The organism is Porcincola sp. LCP21S3_C12 (assembly GCF_052118625.1).
In the GTDB taxonomy this organism is placed as follows: domain Bacteria; phylum Bacillota; class Clostridia; order Lachnospirales; family Lachnospiraceae; genus Porcincola.
Window position 1 is genome coordinate 21,210 of the sequence record NZ_JBQKGW010000020.1, and the last position, 25,731, is coordinate 46,940.

A 25,731-nucleotide genomic window follows, 5' to 3' on the forward strand; every position below is an offset into this window, starting at 1 on the left:
CGTCTATGTAATGAAAAGTATAGTAATCTATGGTCAACAGGTCAAGAAAGGAAAGACTTGAGGAACCGTAGGAAGGATACAAAAGCGGATGCGTTTCGCTGAGATGATTTGGAGGAAAAAAGATGTGCGATAAGATGTTTTGTTACCAGTGTCAGGAAACAGCAAGGGGAACAGGATGCACAGTGTCCGGTGTCTGCGGAAAGAAGCCAGAGGTCGCACGGATGCAGGATCTGCTGATCTATGTCACAAAGGGATTGTCCTGCGTGACGACAAGGCTTCGCGAGGAAGGCAAGGCTGTGAAGAGCGATGTCAACCATCTGGTTACGGTGAATCTCTTTACAACGATTACCAATGCGAATTTTGACAAGGATGCGATTGCAGACAGGGTGGCAAAGACGCTCGTGACGAAGGAGGAGCTTCTTCAGCAGCTCACAGATCGCAGCGGCCTTCCGGATGCAGCACTTTGGAATGGCGACAGAAGCGAGTATGAAGAGAAGGCAGCATCTGACAAGGTCGGTGTCCTGGCTACAGAAAATGAAGACATCCGCAGCCTGAGAGAGCTGATCACCTATGGCCTGAAGGGACTTGCTGCATACTCGAAGCATGCGAATGCGCTTCTTCAGGACAATGAAGAGATTGATGCGTTCATTCAGAAGGCGCTTGCAAAGACACTGGACGATTCCCTGACAGTGGATGATCTTGTTGCCCTGACGCTGGAGACCGGCAAGTATGGCGTTGATGGCATGGCACTTCTGGATGCTGCGAATACAGGCGCGTATGGCAATCCGGAGATTACCACGGTAGATATCGGTGTTCGCAGCAATCCGGGCATCCTTGTTTCTGGTCATGACCTGAAGGATCTGGAACAGCTGCTTGAGCAGACCGAGGGAACAGGAGTGGATGTCTACACGCACTCTGAGATGCTTCCGGCTCACTATTATCCGGCATTCAAGAAGTACAAGCACTTTGCAGGCAACTACGGCAATGCATGGTGGAAGCAGAAGGAGGAGTTTGCGTCCTTCAATGGCCCGATCCTGATGACAACCAACTGCGTCGTGCCGCCGGCTGATAGCTACAAGGACAGACTGTGGACAACCGGCGCTGCAGGCTATCCGGGATGCCGTCATATCGATGGCGCGTATGGTGAGGTGAAGGATTTCTCTGCGATCATTGAGCAGGCAAAGACCTGCCAGCCGCCGAAGGAAATCGAAACCGGAAGCATTGTCGGCGGTTTCGCGCATGAGCAGGTGTTTGCGCTGGCGGATAAGGTTGTCGATGCGGTTAAGTCCGGTGCGATCCGCAAGTTTGTCGTCATGGCAGGCTGCGACGGCCGCATGAAGTCCAGAGAGTACTATACCGAGTTTGCCAAGAAGCTGCCGAAGGATGTTGTCATCCTGACTGCAGGATGCGCAAAGTACAAGTACAACAAGCTGAACCTTGGCGATATCAATGGGATCCCGCGCGTGCTTGATGCAGGCCAGTGCAATGATTCCTATTCTCTTGCACTGATCGCCCTGAAGCTCAAGGAAATCTTCGGACTGGACGATATCAACGATCTTCCGATCGCGTTCAACATTGCATGGTATGAGCAGAAGGCTGTCATCGTTCTGCTGGCGCTGCTGTATCTCGGCGTGAAGAATATTCATCTTGGACCGACGCTTCCGGGCTTCCTGTCCCCGAACGTTGCAAAGGTTCTGGTTGACAACTTTGGCATCGCCGGAATCGGAACGGTTGATGATGACCTGAAGTTGTTCTTCGGAGAGACTGCCTGATTCGAACTCCGTATGACGACCATCAGCAAACGACGGCGCTTTGTTCCGCTGAGCCGGCAGTGTTCGCTGAGCTGAACTCCATATAAGTACTACAGCAACCCCTGCTGGCTCTCACCGGGTATGGTGACAGCCGGCGGGGGCTTTGACATTTCTCTGAAACAGGTGCATGATGAGGGACGCGAAAATAAAAGAAGAAACAGGAGAGCAGTCGCTTATGGATGATCAGATGGGGATTCACATGGAGAGACAGACAGACGCACAAGCAGGCATACGCAGTGAAGCGAGGAGACGGAGGCGCCGGCTGATCGCTGCGGGCATTCTGATCCTGCTGTTCGCATTCGGCACTGTGATCAATGAATCAGACTTTCTCGGGCGGGATCGTACAACAGCAGTGCAGTACCTGGAGGTGTACAGTGCTTTTCCACTTTTGCTCGTGTATATTGTGCCGTTCTGCCTGGTGATGAAATATCTCTGCTCAAAATATGAAATGCACAAGGGGGATCTTCTGATCGCCGGTTTCTGCGGGGCATTTATTCCGGCGGCTCTTGCAGGAAACCTGAATGATGCGTTTGCGGAGATGATGTCCCATCTGATGGGGCATCTTTATTCAGACGCGTGGATCGGGTCTGCAGGAACCGGTATTCTGGAGGAGCTTCTGAAGCTTGGGACGACAGGACTTCTTCTATATGTGCTCGGAAGAAGATCCCTGAAGGAGTATCTGGGCATCGGCATGTGCGTTGGGATCGGCTTCCAGATCGAGGAGGATGTGTCCTATATTACAGACAGCGGGTTTCAGAATGCAGATCAGGCTTTCCCGGCTGCGCTGGACAGAGTCTCGGCTTGCTTTGGCTCCCACTGGGCTTATGCAGCGGTTACGGCTGCCGGACTCTATCTGATTGCAAGGGGAAGCGGCAGACACCACAGGAGGAAGGGATACGGGCTGATTCTTCTGGTGATGGTTGATCATTTCCTGTACGATACGCCGCTGAGCAATTCACTGCTCATCAATGGGCTTCTGACAGTCGCGGTGGTGCTGCCTGTGCTGCTGTTCTTTCAGAAGCCCGGAGATGAGGCGTGCTGACAGGAGACGTTGAAGGGAGCCCCCATGGTTATATGGGGGCTTACGATTGTCTTACTTATGATAGAGCTTCTGGGTCTCGTACTTTGGCTCGCAGGTGAGGTTGACGCCGAGCTTTTTGAAGACGCCCTCGTCAATCTGAGACAGAATGACGGAGGAGTGCGCCTCCAGACCCTTCAGTTCCGCCAGCTTTCCGATCGCTGCAGCAGCATTCCGGTCGCTGACGCCGGCGATCGCAAGCGCGATGAGAATCTCGTTGAGGTGAAGCAGAGAGCTGCCATCGCTTCCGAGATGTTTCACCTTCATGTCCATGATCGGGTCCAGGACGGTCGGCGAGAGCAGCTCGATGCTGTCGTCGATATCGGCGAGATATTTCAGGGCGTTCAGAAGAAGGGCGGAGGAGGCACCGAGCAGGGCAGAGGTTCGCCCGGTCAGAATCTTTCCGTCCTCCATCTGCATGGCAGCGGCCGGGGCGCCTGTCTGTTCCGCCTTCAGATTGGCGGCCTGCACGCAGGGACGGTCTGATACAGAGATACCGGCCTTTTTCATCAGCAACTCAATCTTCCGGACGGGTTTGTCGCTTCCGTTTCCGCGGCGTCTGTCGCACAACGCACTGTAATATCTGCGGATGATTTCCTGGTTCGCTGCCGCGCACACAGTCTTGTCATCGCTGATGCACAGGCCGACCATGTTGACGCCCATGTCGGTGGGAGACTGATAAGGAGAGGTTCCCTGAATCTTATCGAAGATGGCATTCAGAACCGGGAAGACTTCCACATCCCGGTTGTAGTTGACGCAGGTCTTTCCATAAGCCTCGAGATGGAAGGGGTCGATCATGTTGACGTCGTCAAGATCAGCCGTTGCGGCCTCGTATGCCAGATTCACCGGATGGTTCAGCGGCAGATTCCAGACCGGAAATGTCTCAAACTTCGCATATCCGGCCTGGACGCCGCGCTGGTGTTCATGGTACAGCTGGGACAGGCAGGTCGCCATCTTGCCGCTTCCAGGTCCAGGCGCGGTGATGACGACAAGCGGACGTGAGGTCTCGATATAGTCATTCCTCCCGAAACCCTCGTCGCTGACGATATAGGGGATATCGGACGGATATCCGGCAATCGGGTAGTGGCGGTAGACACGCATGCCAAGGTGCTGGAGTTTTTTTTCATAGGCAATCGCGGACGGCTGGTTGTCGAAGCGGGTCAGGACGACGCCGCTTACAAGCAGTCCGAAACTGGTGAAGGCATCTGCCAGCCGCAAGACATCCATATCGTAGGTGATGCCGAGATCTCCCCGAACCTTGTTTTTTTCAATGTCGGCTGCGTTGATCACGATGATGATTTCTGCCTGATCCTTCAGCTCCCGCAGCATCGTAATCTTGGAGTCCGGGTGAAAGCCTGGAAGGACCCGGGAAGCATGAAAATCATCAAACAGCTTGCCGCCGAATTCCAGGTAAAGCTTGCCGCCGAACTGGCCGATCCGATCCCGGATATGCTCAGACTGAATCTTCAGATACTTCTCATTGTCAAAGCCGATCTTCATTTACCATGCACTCCTATCTCCAAAATTCCGTAAAAATGTGCATCATCGCATACATTCCGAAAAACTTTTGACTTGATTGTAATTGACCTGCAGGGGATTGTAAAGCGTGCGGCGGGGCGGGAAAATCGAATATATTTTTTGTGATGCCGGGGGATGGTCAGATCATAGGACCGGCAGGTTGTTTTTTTCGGAATCTCCGGATGAGAAACGGGATCTCCCATACCAGCATGCCAAGCCAGCCAGCAAGGCAGCCATATGGGACGGCTGCGATGTCCATATGTACCTTCACAATCAGCACAAAGGTTGTGATGAAGCGGATGGACATGTTGACGATTGAGCTGGCCAGGGTGATTTTCAGGTCACCGACTCCGCGGAAGAATCCCTGGATTGCATTGGTCAGGGCGGGGAGCGTATACATCATGCAGATGAGGCGGAGGTATACTTCGCCTTCTGAGACAACCTTCTGATCCTGAGTGAAAAGATACATGGCCCGGGACGCGGCGATGAAGAGAAGGCCGCCGACAAGGGCGCCATACACGATATCTGTCAGAGCGCCGCCTGCAAATGCTTTTCGGATACGTTTTTTGTCCCGTGCGCCCCAGTTCTGCGCAATCACAGATGCCATTGCGTTCGCAATGCTGCGGGTTGGAATGAGGGCAAAATCATCGACCCTGTTCGCGGCGGCAAAGGCGGCTGTCGTGCTCATTCCGAGGGAATTCACAGCGCCCTGGACGCCCAGGATTCCGAGCTGTACCGTTGCCTGCTGGATGGCAGAGACAGAACCGTACTGGAGCGTTCTCCGGAGGACGGACATATCAAAGACGAACCATGCTTTCCCGAGGTTCAGAACAGGGACATGGCTTCTGATATACAGTATACACAGCAGGCAGCAAAAGGCCTCGCTCAGAACGGTTGCTGCAGCAGCTCCATTTACACCCAGATGGAACACGACAATTAGAAGAAGATCGCCGCCGATGTTTGTCAGGGCACTGATTGCCAGGAAGATGAGAGGTGTTTTTCCGTCGCCGAGCGCCTGCATCGTCGAGGAGAGATAGTTGTAGAGAAAGGTGAAGATCAGTCCGTATGAGATTGTCCTGAGGTAGCCGGATGCCAGCGGAAGAATGGAAGGATCGACATGAAGCAGACGCAGAATGCCGCTGGCGCAGATGGATACAGCAAGGCTGAGCACAAGAGAGCAGGCGGCGCCGGCCAGGAGCGCTGTCGAAATCTGTTTTCTCAGACGGGGGTAATCGCCTGCGCCGAACATCGTGCCAATCAGGACACCGGTTCCAAGCGTTGTCCCGCGAAGAAGCATGATCAGAAGCGTCATCAGCGGATTGCTGGTTCCAACAGCGGCGAGAGCTTCAGGACCCAGAAAACGGCCAACGATGATACTGTCCACGGCATTATAGGTTAGCTGCAGGTAGTTGGCCAGGATAAAAGGGATCGTAAACTGGATCATAGGCATGACCAGCCTGCCTTTCGTAAAGTCATGAACCATGGCGCATTCCTCCAGTGTGAAATCAGCTGCTGCGGGTAGTATAAAAATGAGTTCGATCAATATAACGTTTTCCACTATAGAATCAGGAGCGAAATTCTGTCAAGCTGGCGTGCAGTCCGGGCAGCAGAACCTGGAACTGGTCCGCAGGAGAAGCAGACAAGGTCGTTTGGAAACTTCCATCTGGAAAGATGAAGACCCCAGGGAGGACAGAACGGGACTTGTATGTTACAATCACTGGGAAGCTGAACAATGCAGGGCGGACGCCCTGGCCTGATACAAAGATTGGTTGTAGTTTATGCGTATTTCATTAAGTAGGGACAGAGCGTTCCTACGGAAGCTGACATCCCTTACGATCCCGATTGCCCTTCAGAGTCTTCTTCTGGCATCGGTGTCCGCGGCGGATGCGTTCATGCTCGGCAGGCTGGATCAGAATTCGATGGCAGCCGTGTCGCTTGCGACGCAGGTGCAGTTCATTATGACGATGTTCATCATGGCGGATACATCCACGGGGTCTGTCCTGGCTTCGCAGTACTACGGGAGAAGGGATGAGCAGACGGTCGGCGATATCTTCAACATGATGCTCCGGTCTATGACGGTCATCGATGTGATGTTCTGGGCGCTCTGCTGTTTTTCGCCCCGCCCGCTGATGCTGTTTTTCACCAGTGACCCTGTCCTGATCGACATTGGCTGCCGGTATCTCCGCATTGCCGGCTGGTCGTATCTGCTGGTAGGATTTTCTCAGTGCTACCATACGGTGATGAAGATTCCGGGGCATGCCAGGATGAGTATGTGGATCTCCCTGGCATCGGTTTTGTCCAATATCATCCTGAACGCAGTCCTGATCTTCGGCCTCTTCGGGGCACCGGCACTCGGACCGGAGGGAGCCGCCATTGCGACGCTGATCTCACGGGTCATCGAGCTTGCCTGGTGCGTCCTGGTTTCGATGCGGAAGGGCTATATCCGGCCGAATCCGGCAAGGCTTCTGTATTACCGCAGAGAGCTGGTCATCGATTCGCTGAAGATCGCGGCGCCTGTCCTTGGCTCCGCGCTTCTGTGGGGAATCGGGTTCACTTCCTATACGGCTATTGTCGCGCACATGGGATCGGACGCAGCCGCGGCGAATTCCATCGCATCCGTCGTGCGGGATCTGATCTGCTCGCTGTGCAATGGTGTGGCAACGGCTGGCGGGATCATCCTGGGCATTGAGCTGGGAGCCGGAGAGATGGATACAGCGCGGACGGATGGGAGAAGACTTCGCGACCTGTCCTTTGTGATCGGAATTCTGTCCATGGTGGTGCTTCTTGCGCTGACACCGGCTGTTGTTCATCTGATGAAGATGACACCGGAAGCGAAGTCCTACCTGACAGGGATGATGATGATCCAGGCCGTCTACATGATCGGACGGTGTGTCAATACCGTGACCATCAACGGTGTATTTTACACCGGAGGAGACGCAATCTTTGACACATATTCGCTGATTGTGATGATGTGGTGTATTGCCATTCCGGCTGCGCTGCTGGGAGCATTTGTCTTCCACTGGCCGGTTCTGGTGGTCTACAGCTGCACCTGTGTGGACGAGGTCGGGAAGATCCCATGGGTGATGGTACACTTCAGAAAGTACAAGTGGCTGAAGAATCTCACGAGAGACTGAAGCCCCAGGCAAAATGGGTCAGGGGCATCTTTCAGGCTGCCTTCTTTACATATTCGTTTGGAGCCTTGGAGGGCGCCCGCAGCGTGATTGCTGCGGACGCCCTTTTCTTTTAGTCTTCAACAGAAATCAGTTCGATGTGGAAGTTCAGTTCCTTGCCTGCCATCTCGTGGTTGGCGTCAAGAGTGATGTTCTCGCTGTCCATCGAGGTGACACGAACCGGGAAGGAGTGTCCGTAGTCATCCCGCAGGAAAACCCGCTGCCCAAGAGTCAGGTTCTCGGATCCGGGAAGATCTGCGATCTTCAGCGCGATGACATTGTCCGGATCCGGCATGCCATAGGCGTCCTCCGGCATCAGGTGAATATCCACGACGTCGCCGGGCTCCATGTCGACGACAGCCTTGTCGAACCCAGGAATCATCATGCCGGTCCCGCTGACAAAGGAGAGCGGTTCGCCGCGATCGTACGAGGAGTCGAACTGTGTCCCGTCATTAAAGGTCCCCCTGTAATGGACATGAACCGTCTTTCCGGCATTCTTTCCATCCAGGATAACTTCCATGTGACTGCCGCAGCCGCCACATCCGCCGCAGCCACCGCCGCAGCCTTCATCGCTTCCGCAGCAGCCCTCTCCATCTTCCTGATTGCCTCCACAGCATCCTTCTGCAGATTCACTGCTGCCATCAGGAGACTTGCTGCCGCAGCAGCCTTCTTCGTGGTTTCCGCAGCTGCCGGAATCCGGTTCGCCTGCTTTCTCATGGTGGTGGTCACAGTTTGCTTCTCCCGGCTGAAGCTTTCCGAGAAGGAAGGAGATAGCAGCCTCGTCAGCGTCTCCTGAAATGCCGGGATATACATCAATCCCCGCAGATGAAAGGGCGTTCATCATGCCCTGCCCGAGTCCGCCGCAGATGACGGCCCTCACATCCAGCTCTGCGAGGAGGCCGGCAAGTGCCTCATGGCCGGTATCCCCTGCATCGATCACTTCGGAGGAGACGATCTTTCCGTCCTCGACGGTATAGAGCTTGAACTGCTTCGATTTCCCGAAGTGCTGAAAGACGTTTCCCTCTTCATATGGTATTGCGATACGCATACATTCATTCCTCCTGTTATCACACGTATTCAATTCATGACTTCCAGTATAGGGGACTGATGCCGGCCCGGTCAACAGGGGAAATCAAATGGGCAAATTCTGATCGATACATTTCAATGTTTTGCCAAGCATAGAAAAATGGCTGAATGAGCAGCCTTGTATGATATAGTAATAGAAACAATGTGTGGCTGCGTGATTTCGCTTAAGATCTCAGGAGAGATACTGACGGGGCCGGTCAGCCACAGACCAGTACGAGGAGGTTGGTTCAGTCATGACATACAAGGAACTGCTTGAGCAGGCAAGAACCTGCATCGGGCCGCACTGCAAGGCCTGCCCGGTATGCAACGGCAAGGCTTGCGGAAACACGATGCCGGGACCGGGGGCAAAGGGTGTCGGGGATGTTGCGATCCGGAACTATGAAGCCTGGCAGAAGGTGCGCATCAATCTGAATACGATTGCAGAGAACAAAGAGCCGGACACGGGATTTGACTTCTTCGGGAAGAGGATAAAGTATCCGATCTTCGCGGGCCCGGTTGGAGCGGTCAATCTGCACTATGGAGACAAGCTGGATGATATCCGGTACAATGACATCCTTGTCAGGGCATGTAGGGAAGCCGGAATCGCTGCCTTCACAGGGGACGGAACGAACGCGGAGGTCATGAAGGCCGCCACGGCCGCGATCCGCGCGGCAGGAGGAGCCGGCATCCCGACCGTGAAGCCGTGGGATGTCGATACGCTGAAGGAAAAGTTTGCGCTGGTGAAGGAGTCCGGATCGTTTGCGGTCGCCATGGATGTCGATGCGGCTGGGCTCCCATTTCTGCAGGGACTTCAGCCGCCGGCCGGGAGCAAGACGGTGGAGGAGCTGGGGGAGATTGTCCGGATGGCCGGGAAGCCGTTCATCGTCAAGGGCGTGATGACGGTGAAGGGAGCCTTGGATGCAAAGGCGGCTGGCGCGTCAGCCATCATTGTCTCCAATCACGGCGGTCGTGTGCTGGACCAGACGCCGTCGACTGCGGAGGTGCTGGAGCAGATTGCGGATGCGGTGAAGGGATCTATGCTGGTGCTGGTGGACGGCGGAATCCGTTCGGGCGTCGATGTCTTCAAGGCGCTGGCACTTGGGGCGGATGCGGTGCTCATTGCTCGGCCGTATGTGACAGCAGTGTACGGCGGAGCCGAAGAAGGCGTGAAGCTTCTGACGGAAAAGCTTGGAAAGGAGCTTGCGGACACGATGAAGATGTGCGGCGTCTCCTCTCTTTCCCGGATTGGGAAGGATAACCTGTTTCTGCCGCAGAGCAGGTACGTAAGGTTCTGAAACGATGCTTCTTGAGATCAGCAATGCTTCTGTGAGCAGGGGCGGACATACGGTTCTGGAGGATTTCTCCTTCAGTATACGGGGGACAGAGAAGATTGCCGTAGTAGGAAAAAATGGAGCCGGAAAGTCTACGCTTCTTGAGGTGCTTGACGGAAGCTGCCGGCCTGACACAAGAGACGGACACCCGGAGGCGGAAGTTCATGTGTCCAGGGCGGTGACGATTGGCCGTTTTTCCCAGACGGCTGCGCCGGAGGATGCAGAAAAGACGCCGGAGGTGTTTGTCCGGGAGGCTGCCAGCCTGCAGGCGATTCCGGAACAGTCGGCTCTATACGCTTCTTTTGTTTCGGACTTTTACAAACATTTCACACGGCTGGGCTTCCAGATGGAAGACCGGCGGAAAAGGCTTTCGGCATTTTCAGGGGGAGAGCAGGCAAAGATCCTGCTTCTGAGGCTGTTTGCGACAAGACCGGACATTCTGCTATTGGATGAACCGACCAACCATCTGGATCTGGAGACGGTGGAGTGGCTGGAGGACGAGGTACGGGCATACCCGAAGGCAGTGGTCATGGTATCCCACGACCGGTATTTCATCGACCGGACGGCTGACGTGGTCTGGGAGGTATCAGGCGGAAAACTGACCCGGTATGTGGGAAACTATACAGCGTACCGGGCTGAAAAGCAGAAAAGGCATGAGCGTCAGCTGAGACAGTATGAGGCACAGCAGGCGGAAATCCAGCGTCTGGAGGAGCTGATCTCCAGATTCCGGAGCAAGCCGAGGAAAGCGGCATTCGCCCGGTCCAGAGCAAAGATGCTGGAGCGGATGGAGCGGATGCCAAAACCACAGGAAGATGAGGCGCGGCTCCATACCGAGGAAATCATCCCGGCGGTTCGCGGGAGCAAGAATGTCCTGGACTGTGACGGGTTGGTGATCGGCTATGAAAAGAGCCATCCGCTGCGCTGCGTGAGCTTCCGGCTCAAGAGAGGACAGAAGATCGGCATCTTCGGTCCAAATGGTGCCGGGAAGAGTGCTTATGTGAAGACATTGGCAGGTCTTCTGCCGAAGCTGGAGGGAAAACTTTCCATCAGTGAGACGGCTCAGATCGGCTACTTTGACCAGAAGTCGGCGGAGCTGACAAGTGATGAACATGTTTTTGACTACTTCCATGACCGCTATCCGGTACTTACGGGAGCGCAGGTGCGGAAGACGCTGGCCGGATATCTGTTCCGGGAGAAGGACTTCGGAAAAAAGGTATCGGAGCTGTCAGGCGGGGAGAAGGCGAGGCTGGTTCTGGCTGTGCTTCTGGAAGAGAAGCCGAATCTGCTGCTTCTGGACGAGCCGACCAACAACATGGACATTCCGGCGAAGGAAACGCTGGAATCCATCTTCCGGCAGTATCAGGGGACACTGGTGTTCATTTCCCATGACCGCTATTTTCTGAGCCATGTGGCACAGGAGCTTCTGTATTTTCCACCGGATTCCCAGGAGGTTCTCTACTATCCGTTCGGTTATGAGCACTACCGGGGAAGGCAAAGTTCGGAAGCGGGAACTGATGCGGCTGCTCTCCGAAGCGCCAAAGAGCAAAGGATGATCGAGGAACTGCGCGCGGTGCCGAAGGGAACTTCTATGCGCCCGAGGGAGCTTTCGACCGCCTCCTTGCAGCTGGACTGGGAGCTTGGAGTCAATCAACATGCGCGGGAACGTGCGGAAGAAGCCTATGCCAGGGCGGCGGCGGAATATCAGGAGGCGCTTGAAGCGGCAGAAAACCGGCAGATGTCGCCGGAGGCTTATCTGGAAGGAATGCCGGAAGAGACGGTTCAGTCTCTGGAAATCCTGAAAAGCAGAATGGAAAAGGCCAGGGACGAATGGACGAAGGAGCTGGTACAGTGGCAGGATATCATGGAGGACTCCGGGCTGGGCGGGCAGCCAGGACAAGAAGAGCCGGGCAATGACCGGAATGATCGTAAGGAGGAAACGGGGATAGCCGGACAGGACAGCCAGAACCGGGGATGAGGAATTCTGCTTGACGCAGCATGGATTTACAGCTACTATTTGAAAAGAAAAAACAGGTAAAAGGGAGTAGCTGGCGGGCATGCCCGCAGCCGTCTTCGTCATCGCGGCCTTTCTGGCCCGGAGCGGATAATATCCCGGAAGCAATCGGCTTTCGGATATCAACAGCAAGACTTTTGCCGCAGGCGTTCAGCTTCAAGCTGCGCGTGCGGCAGAGGTCTTGTTTTTTTTCACAGAAATGGCCGGAAAGCGATGGGGATGTACACGGCCTGCCGGGATGATCACTGTCCAACGAAGCATTGTATGTGGAGGTAGAGAGTATGAGTGAAATTGCAGCCTTGTTTTCGAATGTCGGGAACATCACACTGCCGGAGATCGTGATGTGGATCATCGGCGGTGTTCTGATCTATCTGGGAATCCGGAAGAAGATGGAACCTTCGCTTCTGGTTCCGATGGGTTTTGGCGCGATCCTGGTCAATCTTCCGATGTCCGCTGCGGTCACGCAGAAGGTCGCGGGGGCGATTGAGGAAGGACCGCTTGATATTTTGTTCAACGCAGGAATCGGAAATGAACTGTTCCTGCTGCTTCTCTTCATCGGAATCGGGGCGATGATTGACTTTACACCGCTCCTTGAAAGCCCGGTTCTGATGCTGTTCGGGGCAGCCGCGCAGTTCGGAATCTTCATGACCCTGAGTCTTGCAACGCTGTTCGGCTTCAGCCTTCAGGATGCAGCTTCGGTCGGTATCATCGGGGCGGCGGACGGACCGACCTCGATCTTTGTCGCGAATTATTTCCAGTCGAAATATGTGGGTGCTATCATCGTTGCGGCGTATTCCTATATGGCGCTGGTTCCGATCATTCAGCCGCCGGTCATCCGCCTTCTGACCACGAAGAAGGAGCGCATGATTCATATGGACTACAGTCCGAAGGCTGTCTCGAAGAAGGCGAAGATTCTGTTTCCGATTCTGATTACGGCGGTTGCCGGAATTGTCGCGCCCAAGTCGGCACCGCTGATCGGCTTTCTGATGTTCGGCAACCTGATCCGGGAATGCGGCGTTCTGGATTCTCTGTCGGAGACGGCGCAGCATACGCTGGCAAATCTGATCACCCTGATTCTGGGGCTTACCGTTGCGTCCAAGATGCGGGCGGAAGATTTCCTGAATGTCCAGACCCTGTTTATCCTGCTGCTGGGATTGGTTGCATTCATCTTTGACACGGCAGGAGGCGTCCTGTTTGCGAAGCTGCTCAACCTGTTCAGAAAGAAGAAGATCAACCCGATGATCGGTGCCTGCGGGATCTCTGCATTTCCGATGTCGGGACGTGTTGTGACACAGATGGCGCTGAAGGAGGATCCGACCAATGTCCTGATTATGCAGGCGACCGGCGTCAACGTTTCCGGTCAGATTGCATCCGTCATTGCAGGCGGGCTGATCCTCAGCCTTGTGCCGAAGTTGTAAGAGGGAGGGAAAGAGAATGTTGTTTCTTGAATCACTGAAGGTTATGGGACTTGGAATGCTCGGAATCTTTACGGTCACTGTCGCACTTGTCCTGATCATGAAGCTTTTGACAAAGCTGTTTCCAGCGGATCACCCGGATAAAGAAAGCCAGGAATAAGGGATCAGGAAATCAGAACAGTCAGGACTGGATACCGCTTAAACTCCGTAAAATTTCGAAGCTAATGAGAATATACAAAAAATATTTGGTATCTTTCCAATCAAGGTTGACATGGTTTTCTATTGGGGCTATAGTGGGCACCGTTCAACAAAAGCTTTGACGGGAAAGAGTAGTACCTGCGAGTGCTCCAGAGAGCTGCCGGTTGATGTGAGGCAGTGCACGAACACCTATGAAAATCATCCCTGAGCTTCGTGCTGAAGAGCTGTCTTCGCAGACAGCGGGTAAGCATCGACGGGCTGGTCACCGTAATCATGACCGGACATATTTTTATGTGTCGCTAAGGGCCGCATATCCATGCGGAAGAAGAGTGGTACCGCAGAAGCAGAAGCTTTTGTCTCTTCGTAGAAGAGGCAAAAGCTTTTTTTAGTGCCTTTACCACAGAAATCCGGATGGATATCCACACAAGAGGAGGAAAACATGAAGAGAACAGCAATGATGGCAGCCATGCTTGCAGCAGCGATGACGGTAAGCTTCACCGGTGCAGTGTATGCAGGGGAGACAGAGACTTCAACAGAGGCAGCAACAGAGGCAGACGGCGCAGGAGAAGGAACCGAGAACATCCCGGGGTATGGCGGATTCAGTGCTGAGGATGTCAAGAATGCTTCCAATGTACAGCCGAAGATCCCGGAGGGAGCAACCGTCCTGAAGCTTGGAACGACGGTCAACGAGAATGACTCCTTCCAGATCGCAGCTGTTAAGTTTGCGCAGCTGATCCAGGACAAGACAAATGGGAAGTACGCAATCGAGATCCATCCGAATGGAGACCTCGGCGGAGAGAGAGACATGCTGGAGTCCATGCAGATGGATACACTCGACATGGGCATCGTTACCTCCGGCCCGTTCGTCAATTTCTCCCAGGATATGGGCGTTCTGGATATGCCGTTCCTGTTCGCGGATAACGCGCAGGCGTATGCAGTCTTTGACGGCAAGGTTGGCCGTGAGCTGCTCGACACGCTGGAGAGCTCCAACCTGAAGGGCCTTGCTTATGCAGAGAGAGGATTCCGCAACCTGACCAACAGCAAGAGGGCGGTACATTCGGCAGATGATGTCAAGGGCCTGAAGATCCGTGTCATGGAAAATGATGTCTACACGGCTGCATTTAAGGCACTTGGAGCGGATGCGGTTCCGATGAACTGGAACGACACCCTGACGGCTCTTCAGCAGGGAACGGTAGATGGTGAGGAGAACCCGATCAACGTCATCAACTCCTACAAGCTCTGGGAGTCCCAGAAGTATGCGACGCTTGACCGCCATTCTTATTCTTCCGCAATCATCACGATGAGCCTTGACAAGTTCAACGAACTGGATGCGGATACTCAGAAGATCTTCCTCGATTCCGCGCAGGAGGCTGCTGAGTTCGAGAGAGCATGGACAGCGGCAGAGGAGAAGGATCAGCTCCAGGCAATGAAGGATAACGGCATGGAGGTTGACGAGAATCCGGATATGGATTCCTTCAAGAAGGCTGTTCAGCCGGTTTATGACCAGTATTCTCAGTATGCGGACTATGTCCAGAAGATCAACGATGTGATCAAAGACGTCCAGTAACGTTTCACTTGGGAGGAATTCAGGAATGGGATTTGTTCGGGGAGTCCACAAGCTGAGTGATGTACTGGATAAGATCATGGAAGCGGTGATTGTCTTCATGCTGCTGGCAATGGTGGCAGTCACCGGTGCCCAGGTCGTCTGCCGTATCGCAAACCATGCATTGAGCTGGAGCGAGGAACTGACAAGGTACCTCCTGATCTGGAGCTCCATGCTCGGCGCCGGATGCGTGTATAAGCACAGCGGCCACATATCGATCGAGGTGCTTCAGAACGCAATGCCAGGACCGGTTCAGAAGGGGATGAAGATCGCGGTTCAGATACTTTGCATGGTACTGTTTGCGATGATTGTTTTCTATGGTATCCAGTATTATCAGAGGCAGGGCGGACAGGTATCTGCAGCGATGAAAGTGCCGATGCGGTTTGTCTATCTGGCGATCCCGATCGGCTGCGGAACGATGTTCATTCATGCGCTAGATGCGCTGCTCGGTCTACTGACCGGAAGGGATGAGCCTGCGGCCGGGCAGGATGCTCAGCCGGATGATGAGAAGAAGGAGGTGCAGGAATAATGGCTACACTGCTTTTTATCACATTTGCAGTCCTGCTGCTCCTCGGAATGCCGGTTGCGTTCTCCATCGCGCTGTCAGCCCTCACCGTCCTGCTTGCAGGCGGCGTGAAGCCGCTGATGGTGGTGCAGAGAATGTTCACCGCGCAGGACTCGTTTTCCCTGATCGCAGTCCCGTTCTTTATCCTGGCGGGCGACCTGATGAGCAAGGGAACCGTCTCGAAGGTGCTGGTTGAATTCGCCGAGTCGCTTGTCGGATGGATCAAGGGCGGGCTTACAATTGTCGCCGTTCTGGCTGGCATGTTCTTCGCCGCGATTTCCGGATCCGGCGCTGCGACAACGGCAGCAGTCGGCGCGACGCTGATTCCGGAAATGGAGAAGCGTGGCTACCGCGTTGACAAATCGGCGGCGCTGATTGCCTCGGCCGGAACAATCGGTGTTGTCATTCCGCCGTCGGTGCCGATGGTGCTGTATGCCGTCATTGCGGAGCAGTCGGTCAGTACAATGTTCCGGAACGGATTTGTTCCGGGCATTCTGATGGGACTTGTCCTGATTGTCATCGCGCTTGTGGAAGCAAAGAAGCTCAATTATCCGATGGGGACAAAGCTGTCCGGTAAGACGATCGGGAAAACCTTCGTGAAGGCGATCTGGGGCATCCTGATGCCGCTGATCATCCTGGGCGGAATCTTCTCCGGATACTTCACCTCATCTGAGGCAGCGGATATCGCTGTTATCTATGCGATCATTATTGGTTTCTTCGTCTACCGCGACCTGGGGCCGAAGAAGCTGTATGAGATTGTGAAAGGCTCGGCGAAAACATCAGCCGTCATCATGATCATCATCGCCTGCTCCGGCGCATTTGGCTGGGTGCTGGCAAACTGGAACATTCCGGAGACGATCGCAAACGGCGTGCTCTCCGTGTCCCAGAACAAATACATCATCATGTTCATTATTGGTGTCATTATCCTGATCGCAGGAATCTTCATGGAGACTTCCTCCGCGATCATTCTGCTGACACCTGTCTTCCTGCCGCTTGTCAAGGCGATGGGAGTGAATCTGGTGCATTTCGGAGTGGTCTTCACGGTCGGCCTTGCGATCGGCATGATCACGCCGCCGGTTGCCATCAACCTGTTCGTCGCATCCAGCATTACAAAGATGCCGATGATGAAGATCGGGAAGGCCATCCGCCCGTACCTGCTGGGACTGATCGTTGCCTTCTTCCTGGTCATGTATGTCCCGATGTTCATCCCGGGACTGATTGTAGGCTGAAGGGATTGGCTGATACAGAGCGTGGATAACAGGGCAGCGTTTCAGCCAGATCACCTGGCCGCATACCGGCGTAATCATAATATGTGAATGAGAAAAGGCAGTCACTATGACAGTTCCTCCCGTGGACATGGGAGCGGGCGCAGTCATGGTGGCTGCTTTTTTCAGCTGCCGGTGGCTGGCAGATGATGAGCGGTTATGGTATAGTGAGTGAGGAACTCGGATCAATGGCGGTGCCGAAGGGATTCGGAACCGTATATCATGAACATGAAGATGAAAGAGCGGGAGCATATGTCTATGTATCAGGATGAATATAAGAAGTGGCTTGAGGCGGATCTGGTCGATTTTGACCTGAAGAAGGAACTCCAGGATATTGAGGGCGATGACGCCGCCATCAAAGAGCGGTTTGCGGTTGCGCTGAAGTTCGGAACCGCCGGGCTGCGCGGGACACTTGGCGCCGGGACGAACCGCATGAACATCTGGGTTGTCCGCCAGGCGACGCAGGGCGTGGCCGACTGGGTGAAGACACAGGGTGGCACGCAGACGGTCGCGATCAGCTACGACAGCAGACTGAAGGGATGGACATTTGCAAGGGATGCGGCAGGTGTCCTTGCGGCAAATGGGATAAAGGTCCGCATCTATGACGAGCTGATGCCGGTTCCGGCGCTCAGCTTTGCAACCCGGTATTACCACTGCAACGCCGGCATCATGGTCACGGCATCCCACAATCCGGCACAGTATAACGGCTACAAGGCATACGGCCCGGATGGCTGCCAGATGACGGATGACGCGGCAGCTGTCGTCTATGACCAGATTCAGAAGACCGACGTCCTCACAGGCGCGAAGTACATGTCTTTTGCGGAGGGGGTAGAGAAGGGGCTCATCCGGTTTGTCGGAGACGACTGCAAGAAAGCGTTCTACGATGCCATCGAGTCCAGACAGGTGCGTCCGGGTCTGTGCCGGACAGCAGGTCTGAAGCTTGTCTATTCTCCGCTGAACGGTACCGGGCTCGTGCCGGTCACGCATGTGCTTCACGACATCGGCATCACGGACATCACGATTGTGCCGGAGCAGGAGTACCCGAACGGCTACTTCACTACCTGCCCGTATCCGAACCCGGAGATCCTGCAGGCGCTTGAGAAGGGCGTGGCGCTCGCAAAGGAGACAGGGGCTGACCTGATGCTGGCTACGGACCCGGATGCAGACCGTGTCGGAATCGCGATGAAGTGTCCGGACGGCTCCTATGAGCTGGTATCCGGTAATGAGATGGGGGTTCTGCTGCTTGACTACATTGCGGCAGGAAGGATCGAGAAGGGAACCATGCCAAAGAGACCGGTGGCGGTGAAGTCGATCGTCTCGACACCGCTCGCGGACCTTGTTGCGGAGCACTATGGCGTCGAGCTTCGCCACACACTGACCGGCTTCAAATGGATCGGCGACCAGATTGCGAAGCTTGAGGCTGCAGGTGAAGTTGACCGCTTCATCTTCGGGTTCGAGGAGTCCTACGGCTACCTGGCAGGACCTTATGTGAGGGATAAGGATGCAGTCGTCGCATCGATGCTCATCTGCGAGATGGCATCCTACTACAGAAGCATCGGAAGCTCGATCAAGCAGCGCCTGGAAGAAATCTACGCACAGTACGGCCGCTATCTGAATAAGGTGGACAGCTATGAGTTCCCGGGACTGTCCGGAATGGACAAGATGGCCGGTATCATGGATGGACTCAGGAAGAATCCGCCGAAGGATTTCGGGGGAGATGCCGTGACAGAGGCGATTGACTATGAGAAGCCGGAGGAAACGGGGCTTCCGAAGGCCAACGTGCTGATCTACAAGCTGGCAGACGGCGCTTCCGTCGTGGTTCGTCCGTCCGGCACGGAGCCGAAGATCAAGGCTTACTACACGACAAAGGGGAAGAACCTGGCAGAAGCCGAGGCTGAGAAGGAAAAGCTGGCGTCAGCCGTATCGCCGCTGTTTCGTTAAGACGGTGAGGCACATGCATGTGATGTGCAGAAACGGCTTTCTGCTGCCGGCGGATGACATCAGCTGAGGCGGAGATGAAGGCGCTCGATGCACCACAGGAAACAGATCATAAGCAACCCGGGGTGGGGCTTACGCCTTCCCCGGGTTTTGTTTATACTCAGAGTGATATCTGATTCCAGTGCGAGAAACTGACACCACTCCTGCCTGCAGGCCGGGGATGCCGAAGGCACTGGCTGAAACTGGTTTCTGGAGAAAACGGAGAGATCTGCATGCACATTCCCGAGAACTACCTCAGTCCGCAGACCTGCGGGGTGATGGCTGCTGCCATGATCCCGGTCTGGGGCGTCTGTATTCGAAAGGTGAAAACTGAACTTCCAAAAGAAAAAATCGCGCTGATGGGCGTCGGAGCTGCATTTTCCTTCATCAGTATGATGTTCAACATCCCGATTCCGGGAGGAACGACGGGGCATGCGGTGGGCGGCACGCTGATCGCCGCGCTGCTCGGTCCGTATGCGGCCTGTCTGTCGGTGTCTGTCGCGCTGCTGCTGCAGGCGCTGATCTTCGGGGATGGCGGGGTGCTGGCCTTCGGGGCGAACAGCTTCAACATGGCGTTTGCGCTGCCATTTGTCGGATACGCTGTTTATTCACTTCTCAGGAAATGGATCCGCCGCGGAAGCGGTGATCTGATCGGGGCTGGTGTGGGGGCCTACCTCGGCATCAATGCGGCAGCGCTCTGTGCTGCGATCGAGTTCGGGGTTCAGCCGATGCTGTTCCGGGATTCAGCGGGGAATGCCCTGTACTGTCCGTACGGTCTGAACCTGTCTGTTCCGGCCATGATGATCGGCCATCTGACGGTCTTCGGTCTCGCAGAGGTTGTGTTCACAGTGGCGGTGCTGGCATTCGTGAAGAAGACCTCGCCTGATATGATCATGGGAGCCGTGAGAAGGGGCAGCGGAGCGTCCGGGAGTATGGGCAGCAGAACAGCCGGTACGGAAGCTGGCAGCACGGGCAGCAGAACAGCCGGGATGGAAACAGCCAGCGCTGCGTCCGGAAGAAAGTCCGGAAGGGCAGTGAGCTTCCTGCTGGGAGCCTTGATTCTGGCGACACCGCTGGGACTTCTGGCAGAGGGAACCGCCTGGGGCGAGTGGGGTGTTGACGAGATTGCCGCCACGGGGGCAGGATACACGCCTGCCGGGATGCTGAAAGGATTCAGCCTGAAGGCGCTGGTGCCGGACTATTCATTTGCAGGACTGCCGGAATGGTTCGGCTATATCCTGTCAGCTGTGATTGGAGCGGCTGTCCTGATCATCGTATTCAGACTGATAGGGGACGCAAAGAAACCGCAGAAGCAGCAGGTACAGGCATGAACTGGAATCGATCAATTCTGAAAGTGCTTTCCCGCCTTCGGGAGAGCGATCTTAAGGATGATGGCCGGGGGAGACCAGAGAGAGCCGGCATATTGAACGGCATGAAGAAGGGAGGCGGGGCAGATCGCTCCGACCTCCCTGTTGTCTGTCTGCTGTCAGCGCTGCTTCTTATTCTTCTGTGTGCACTTTCGCGCAATGCAGTCTTTACCGTGACGGTGCTGGCATTGCTGCTGGTGCGGACGGCGGCACTGCCAATCCGGCAGCTGAAGCGTGTCATGGAAGCACTGTTTCTGCCCTGTATCCTCACACTGATCATCATGCTGCCCTCTGTATTTCTGGGCAGTCCGAAGACAATGCTGACCGTGACGCTGAAGGTTGCGGAGGCGGTGCTTGCGCTGTCGCTGATGGGGACAGCCGTGTCCTTCCAGAGACTTACGGAAGCCTTCCGTCAGCTGCATGTTCCGGAACTGTTCGTGCTGGTGCTGGATCTCACAATCCGCTATCTGGTGATTCTCGGACGGTACAGCGGTGCGCTGCTGGAGGCTGTGACGATGCGGAGTGTCGGAAAGGTGAACTGGAAACATTCCGGTGCCGGCGGTATCCTGGGAACAACGTTCCTGAAATCTCAGCAAATGGCGCAGCAGACAGAGGAGGCGATGCGTCTGAGGGGATTTGACGGCGCGTACCCGGCGCTGAACCGTCCGCGCTTTGGGCTGCGGGATGTGATGATTCTGAGCGCGGATATTCTGATACTTCTGCTTTTTGTGTATACGCAGATGAGGACGCCTGCTGTATGACATGGGGAGCAGGGCATCAGGCTCGGCGTATCTGAGATAAGAGAATTGCGGGCGGGAGCAGTGGAGCCCTGCCTGTGCGGCAGGATGGGGAGATGGTGGACTTATGTTGATTCATAGAAGAAAGCGTGCGGATGATGCGGGGAAAGCTGCGAACGAAGCACAGCCATCGAAAATACATCATGTATATGAAGGCATGGAAGAACAGGACGAGGCAGAAACCGTATGCGCACCCTGGATCAGCCTTCAGGATGTCTGCTATTCCTATGGGCAGGAGGACGAAGGCGGACAGCAGCGGGTGCTGACGCTGGCGCATGTCAGTCTGAACCTGTATCCGGGGCATACTTATGTCGTGACAGGCCCGAATGGCTGCGGCAAGTCGACGCTGTTCCGGGTTCTCGCAGGACTCAGTTTTCCGGAGAACGGCCGCTATCTTTTTCATGGAGAAGCCGTCACAAGAGACAGGATGAATGACAGGGAGTGGTCGAAGGCGTTCTACAGAAGACTCGGGTTTTTGTTCCAGAATTCGGAGACACAGCTTTTCTGCAAGTCTGTGAGGGAGGAGATCGCGTTCGGCCTTCTGCAGCTCGGTCTCCCCAAGGAGGAGGTTCAGAGGAGGACGGAGCAGTACATGGACATGCTCGGCATCGAACAGCTGGCGGAGCGGGCGCCATTTCACCTCTCCGGGGGTGAGAAGAAGCGGACGGCGCTTGCCGCTGTCCTTGCGATGCAGCCGCAGACTTTGATCCTGGATGAGCCGGAAGCCGGGCTTGATGAGGACGGGGAGGCGTGGGTGACAGAGTTTCTGGCCAGTCTGAAGCGGGAAGAAAGGCTGATTATCATCGCGACCCACAGCCGGAGGCTTGCGCAGGCAGTCGGCGGCGAGGAAATCCGGATGACAAAGGCGCATACCATCAGTCCCGGAATGTAAGCTGAAACATACCGGATTCGTACAGAATCTTTTCTTGAATCGTCTCATCCGAGATGGTAATCTACAAGCAGAGTTGTTTACACAACAGCCGCTCGGAGGGAGATTTTATGTACGATGCTGTGATAATCGGCGCAGGCGTGACCGGTGCCGCTGCCGCGTGGGCGCTGTCTCGCCTGCACGCGGATATCTGTGTGCTCGAGCGCACAGAGGATGTCTGTACGGGGACCTCCAAGGCCAACAGCGCCATCATCCACGGTGGCTTCGACCCGGCCGCTGGGTCCCTGATGGCAAAGCTGAACGTCAGGGGCAATGAGATGATGGACAGCCTGTGCGAGGATCTGGATGTCCCATTTCAGAGAAATGGAGCGCTCGTCGTCTGCACAGACGAGGCAAAGACGGACGTACTGGAGGCGCTGCTTGCGCGCGGGATTGTCAACGGCGTGAGCGGACTCAGGATTGTCCGGGGTGAGGAGCTCTTCCGGATGGAGCCGAACCTGTCGGAAGGTGTCATCGCGGCACTCTATGCGCCGACAAGCGGGATTGTCTGTCCGTTTGAGCTGACGCTTGCGATGGCAGAGAACGCCTTCCGGAACGGCGTGGATTTTCATTTCCATGCTGAAGTGATGGACATCAGACGGGATGGGAAGGGACTGTACCATGTGAAGGCGGGCGGGACAGAGTATGTCACCAGAGCTGTCATCAACGCTGCCGGTGTGTACGCGGATGAGATCCACAATATGGTCAGCACACAGAAGATCCGGATCCGCCCCAGGCGGGGGGAGTACTGTCTCTATGACCGGGCGCTTCAGGGGTACGTGCGGCATACGATCTTCCAGCTGCCGACGGAGAAAGGGAAGGGCGTGCTGGTGACGCCAACGGTACACGGCAACATCCTGGCCGGACCGACCTCTGATTTTATCTCAGACAAGGAAGACACAGCGACGACGGCGGAAGGCATTGCGGAGGTTCTGGAGAAGGAGAATCTCTCCGTGAGGCCGCTGCAGGGAGGAAAGATCATCACCTCCTTCGCAGGACTGCGTGCGCATGGAGACACGGGCGATTTCATCATCGGGGAGGCAGAAGGCGCCCCGCTGTTCTATGACCTGGCGGGGATCGAGTCGCCGGGCCTTTCCAGCGCGCCGGCCGTCGGAGAGATGGCGGCTTCCTGGGCACAGAAGGCGCTGGGACTCCAGAAAAAGGAACACTTTGTCGAAAAACGAAAAGGCATCCCTCACTTTGCGGAGCTTCCGTTTGAGGAGAAAAAGAGGCTGATCGCGGAAAATCCGCTCTATGGACAGATTGTCTGCCGCTGCGAGAGTGTGACGGAGGGTGAGATCGTCGACGCCATCCGAAGACCGCTCGGAGCCAGGTCGCTCGATGGGATCAAACGCCGCACGCGGGCAGGGATGGGGCGCTGTCAGTCCGGTTTCTGTATGCCGAGGGTCTGTGAGATTCTTCACCGTGAGACAGGAATCCCGCTGGATATGATCACAAAGTGCGGCGGAGATTCCAGAGTTGTGGCTGGCTATACCAAGGGAGAAAATGAACCGCGCGGCTGTGCGGTGAAGAGCGAGGGAAATCCGGAAAGCGTTTCAAAAAGCCATCTGTCAGAGAGTGGAAATCATCCGGCAGGAACCCCGTATGACCGGGAAGACGGGAGGGTCGCTCATGAAAAGATGTGACGTGGCAGTGATCGGGGGCGGGCCGGCAGGACTTGCCGCGGCCATCAGCGCCCGGCAGGCCGGGGCAAAGGAAGTCCTGGTGCTGGAGAGAAGCAGCGAGCCGGGCGGCATTCTGATGCAGTGTATCCACAACGGATTCGGCCTTCATACATTTGGAGAAGAGCTGACAGGGCCGGAGTACGCGGACCGGTTCGTCCGAAGGGCAGAGGCGTCCGGCGTTCAGATCACGACGGGGACGATGGTGCTGGATGTTACGGATGACCACTTGATCACGGCGATGAACGAGAAGGAGGGACTATTCCAGCTTCAGGCAGGCGCGATTGTGCTGGCGATGGGCTGCCGGGAGCGCCCGAGAGGCGCGCTGAACATCCCGGGAACGCGTCCGGCAGGCATCTACACAGCCGGGACCGCACAGCGGATGATCAACATCGAAGGCCTGATGCCGGGGAAGAAGGCGGTCATCCTGGGATCCGGGGATATCGGTCTGATCATGGCAAGGCGCATGACGCTTGAGGGCGCCAGTGTACAGGCGGTCGTGGAGCTGATGCCGTATTCCACAGGTCTCCGCCGCAATATCGTGCAGTGTCTGGATGACTTCGGCATTCCGCTCCTTCTCTCATACACGGTCATCCGGACAGAGGGCAGAGAGCGGCTTGAGGCAGTTACGGTCGCAAAGGTCGACACGCAGAGAAAGCCGGTTCCGGGAACGGAGATTCGGTATGAGTGTGACTGCCTCCTTCTTTCCTGCGGACTTATTCCCGAAAATGAGCTTACGCGCAAGGCCGGTGCGGCGATCAATCCCGTGACCGGCGGACCGGCAGTGGATGACACATTTGAGACAAGTATCCCGGGAATCTTTTCCTGCGGCAACGTGCTCCATGTTCACGACCTGGTCGACTACGTCTCGGAGGAAGCCGGGATAGCAGGAAGGCATGCAGCCATCTATGCCGGGAGTCATCCGGCGGAAGACATTCATTCTCAGCAGAGGGAGTGCAGCCTGAGCGCCAGGGAGACGGCTGAGCGGAAGAGGCGCGGCAGCAGCCGGATCACGCTCTCCGGCGAGAATGGCGTCCGCTATACGGTGCCGGCCGCGATCTATCCGGAGACGATGGATGAGAAGGTGACGATCCGGTTCCGGGTCGGGGCAGTGTACCGGGACGTCTGGCTGAGCCTGTATCTGGATGAGGAACGGATTGTTCATCAGAAAAAACGGATCCTGACGCCCGGTGAGATGTGTCAGACCACCGTGACAAGGGAGCAGCTCTCAAAAACAAAGGGACAGCATCAGCTGACTGTCAGGATTGAGCCGGAATATTGAAATCGGCGAATGATAATAGTCTTATCTGTTGATTTGATATAGAAGCAGGACCTGGTTTTTTTAAATTGGTATTGCCCAGATGCGGAGAAGAAAAAAAGAGCACTTCACGATATCCACAAGAGAAAGCATGATCTGATCGCATTTGAACGGGAGGCCGCGATGGAGAAGAAAGAACTGACATGCATCGGATGTCCGGTTGGATGTTCGATGATTGTGAAGATGGAAGGAGAAGAGATCGTCAGCGTCGAGGGCAACTCCTGCAGAATCGGAGAACGGTATGCGCGCTCCGAGGTGACGAATCCCGTCAGGACGCTGACAAGCACGGCGCTCATCACAGGCGGTGTCATACCGAGAGTTTCCGTCCGGACAACCCAGGCAGTACCAAAGGGGAAAATCGCGGACTGCATGAAGGAAATCGACAGACTGAGGCTTCAGGCGCCTGTCTCGATCGGCGACATCGTCCTGAAGGACATCGCCGGAACTGGCGTGGACGTCATCGCAACGAAACATATTGATCGGTTATAACCTGAAATATACGACAATTTGACCGCTCTGACTTTTGATATGCTACCCCCAAGTAGGACAATGAAATATAAAACCTACTTGGGGGTATTTCTATGTCTAGGAAAAGCAAAATTGATCCGATAGAAAAAGTAAAGATCATTGAA

General features: G+C 55.4%; 20 protein-coding genes and 1 other annotated feature. Of the genes, 17 read left to right on the forward strand and 3 right to left on the reverse strand.

Annotated elements, in window-relative coordinates; translation table 11 throughout:
• Nucleotides 1–122: 122 nt before the first annotated feature.
• Together hcp and ACTQ1N_RS10345 are read left to right on the forward strand one after the other, a co-directional pair.
• Nucleotides 123–1,772, forward strand: a complete 1,650-nt coding sequence (hcp, locus tag ACTQ1N_RS10340) for a hydroxylamine reductase (RefSeq protein WP_441956682.1) — start codon at nucleotides 123–125, stop codon at nucleotides 1,770–1,772.
• Between the two features lie 214 nt (nucleotides 1,773–1,986).
• On the forward strand, nucleotides 1,987–2,853 hold the full coding sequence (locus ACTQ1N_RS10345) for a PrsW family glutamic-type intramembrane protease (RefSeq protein WP_441956683.1): 867 nt from the start codon (nucleotides 1,987–1,989) through the stop codon (nucleotides 2,851–2,853).
• 51 nt (nucleotides 2,854–2,904) lie between these two features.
• Here ACTQ1N_RS10345 and ACTQ1N_RS10350 read toward each other — a convergent pair whose 3' ends face one another.
• Both ACTQ1N_RS10350 and ACTQ1N_RS10355 read right to left on the reverse strand, forming a co-directional pair.
• Nucleotides 2,905–4,389 carry a DUF1846 domain-containing protein gene (locus ACTQ1N_RS10350; protein WP_441956684.1) on the reverse strand — a complete coding sequence of 495 codons (1,485 nt, stop codon included), beginning with the start codon at nucleotides 4,387–4,389 and terminating at the stop codon, nucleotides 2,905–2,907.
• A 157-nt stretch (nucleotides 4,390–4,546) separates the two neighbouring features.
• Nucleotides 4,547–5,890, reverse strand: a complete 1,344-nt coding sequence (locus ACTQ1N_RS10355) for an MATE family efflux transporter (protein WP_441956685.1) — start codon at nucleotides 5,888–5,890, stop codon at nucleotides 4,547–4,549.
• Between the two features lie 295 nt (nucleotides 5,891–6,185).
• Here ACTQ1N_RS10355 and ACTQ1N_RS10360 point away from each other — a divergent pair, with 295 nt between their 5' ends.
• Nucleotides 6,186–7,541: an MATE family efflux transporter gene (locus ACTQ1N_RS10360; protein WP_441956686.1), complete on the forward strand. Its 1,356-nt coding sequence runs from the start codon at nucleotides 6,186–6,188 to the stop codon at nucleotides 7,539–7,541.
• Nucleotides 7,542–7,650: 109 nt separating this feature from the next.
• Here ACTQ1N_RS10360 and ACTQ1N_RS10365 read toward each other — a convergent pair whose 3' ends face one another.
• On the reverse strand, nucleotides 7,651–8,625 hold the full coding sequence (locus tag ACTQ1N_RS10365; protein ID WP_441956687.1) for an FKBP-type peptidyl-prolyl cis-trans isomerase: 975 nt from the start codon (nucleotides 8,623–8,625) through the stop codon (nucleotides 7,651–7,653).
• Between the two features lie 271 nt (nucleotides 8,626–8,896).
• On the opposite strand from ACTQ1N_RS10365, the gene ACTQ1N_RS10370 reads away from it, so the two are divergent.
• From ACTQ1N_RS10370 to ACTQ1N_RS10435, 14 genes are all read left to right on the forward strand, one after another.
• On the forward strand, nucleotides 8,897–9,937 hold the full coding sequence (locus ACTQ1N_RS10370) for an alpha-hydroxy-acid oxidizing protein (protein ID WP_441956688.1): 1,041 nt from the start codon (nucleotides 8,897–8,899) through the stop codon (nucleotides 9,935–9,937).
• A 4-nt stretch (nucleotides 9,938–9,941) separates the two neighbouring features.
• Nucleotides 9,942–11,948, forward strand: a complete 2,007-nt coding sequence (locus tag ACTQ1N_RS10375; RefSeq protein WP_441956689.1) for an ABC-F family ATP-binding cassette domain-containing protein — start codon at nucleotides 9,942–9,944, stop codon at nucleotides 11,946–11,948.
• A 326-nt stretch (nucleotides 11,949–12,274) separates the two neighbouring features.
• Nucleotides 12,275–13,402, forward strand: a complete 1,128-nt coding sequence (locus ACTQ1N_RS10380) for a sodium ion-translocating decarboxylase subunit beta (RefSeq protein WP_441956699.1) — start codon at nucleotides 12,275–12,277, stop codon at nucleotides 13,400–13,402.
• 16 nt (nucleotides 13,403–13,418) lie between these two features.
• Complete coding sequence (locus tag ACTQ1N_RS10385) at nucleotides 13,419–13,559, forward strand: hypothetical protein (RefSeq protein WP_205839641.1); 141 nt, start codon at nucleotides 13,419–13,421, stop codon at nucleotides 13,557–13,559.
• Nucleotides 13,560–13,706: 147 nt separating this feature from the next.
• Nucleotides 13,707–13,961: a binding site (T-box leader), on the forward strand.
• A gap of 75 nt (nucleotides 13,962–14,036) precedes the next feature.
• Nucleotides 14,037–15,164, forward strand: a complete 1,128-nt coding sequence (locus ACTQ1N_RS10390) for a TRAP transporter substrate-binding protein (RefSeq protein ID WP_441956690.1) — start codon at nucleotides 14,037–14,039, stop codon at nucleotides 15,162–15,164.
• Between the two features lie 25 nt (nucleotides 15,165–15,189).
• The gene (locus tag ACTQ1N_RS10395) at nucleotides 15,190–15,729 is read left to right on the forward strand and encodes a TRAP transporter small permease (protein WP_441956691.1); all 540 of its coding nucleotides are present in this window, start codon (nucleotides 15,190–15,192) and stop codon (nucleotides 15,727–15,729) included.
• The gene (locus ACTQ1N_RS10400) at nucleotides 15,729–16,994 is read left to right on the forward strand and encodes a TRAP transporter large permease (protein ID WP_441956692.1); all 1,266 of its coding nucleotides are present in this window, start codon (nucleotides 15,729–15,731) and stop codon (nucleotides 16,992–16,994) included. The genes ACTQ1N_RS10395 and ACTQ1N_RS10400 overlap by 1 nt, the downstream gene beginning before the upstream one ends.
• A gap of 294 nt (nucleotides 16,995–17,288) precedes the next feature.
• The gene (locus ACTQ1N_RS10405; RefSeq protein ID WP_441956700.1) at nucleotides 17,289–18,971 is read left to right on the forward strand and encodes a phospho-sugar mutase; all 1,683 of its coding nucleotides are present in this window, start codon (nucleotides 17,289–17,291) and stop codon (nucleotides 18,969–18,971) included.
• 269 nt (nucleotides 18,972–19,240) lie between these two features.
• Nucleotides 19,241–20,338: a cobalt transporter CbiM gene (gene cbiM, locus ACTQ1N_RS10410; RefSeq protein ID WP_441956693.1), complete on the forward strand. Its 1,098-nt coding sequence runs from the start codon at nucleotides 19,241–19,243 to the stop codon at nucleotides 20,336–20,338.
• On the forward strand, nucleotides 20,335–21,135 hold the full coding sequence (locus ACTQ1N_RS10415) for an energy-coupling factor transporter transmembrane component T family protein (protein ID WP_441956694.1): 801 nt from the start codon (nucleotides 20,335–20,337) through the stop codon (nucleotides 21,133–21,135). Before cbiM ends, ACTQ1N_RS10415 begins: the two co-directional genes overlap by 4 nt.
• A 103-nt stretch (nucleotides 21,136–21,238) precedes the next feature.
• Nucleotides 21,239–22,063, forward strand: a complete 825-nt coding sequence (locus ACTQ1N_RS10420) for an energy-coupling factor ABC transporter ATP-binding protein (RefSeq protein ID WP_441956695.1) — start codon at nucleotides 21,239–21,241, stop codon at nucleotides 22,061–22,063.
• A gap of 107 nt (nucleotides 22,064–22,170) precedes the next feature.
• Entirely contained in the window at nucleotides 22,171–23,745 is a 1,575-nt protein-coding gene (locus ACTQ1N_RS10425) for an NAD(P)/FAD-dependent oxidoreductase (RefSeq protein ID WP_441956696.1), read from the forward strand.
• Nucleotides 23,732–25,063, forward strand: coding sequence for an NAD(P)/FAD-dependent oxidoreductase (locus ACTQ1N_RS10430; protein ID WP_441956697.1), 1,332 nt, complete (start codon nucleotides 23,732–23,734; stop codon nucleotides 25,061–25,063). Before ACTQ1N_RS10425 ends, ACTQ1N_RS10430 begins: the two co-directional genes overlap by 14 nt.
• 159 nt (nucleotides 25,064–25,222) lie before the next feature.
• Complete coding sequence (locus ACTQ1N_RS10435) at nucleotides 25,223–25,588, forward strand: DUF1667 domain-containing protein (RefSeq protein ID WP_441956698.1); 366 nt, start codon at nucleotides 25,223–25,225, stop codon at nucleotides 25,586–25,588.
• Nucleotides 25,589–25,731 lie beyond the last annotated feature (143 nt).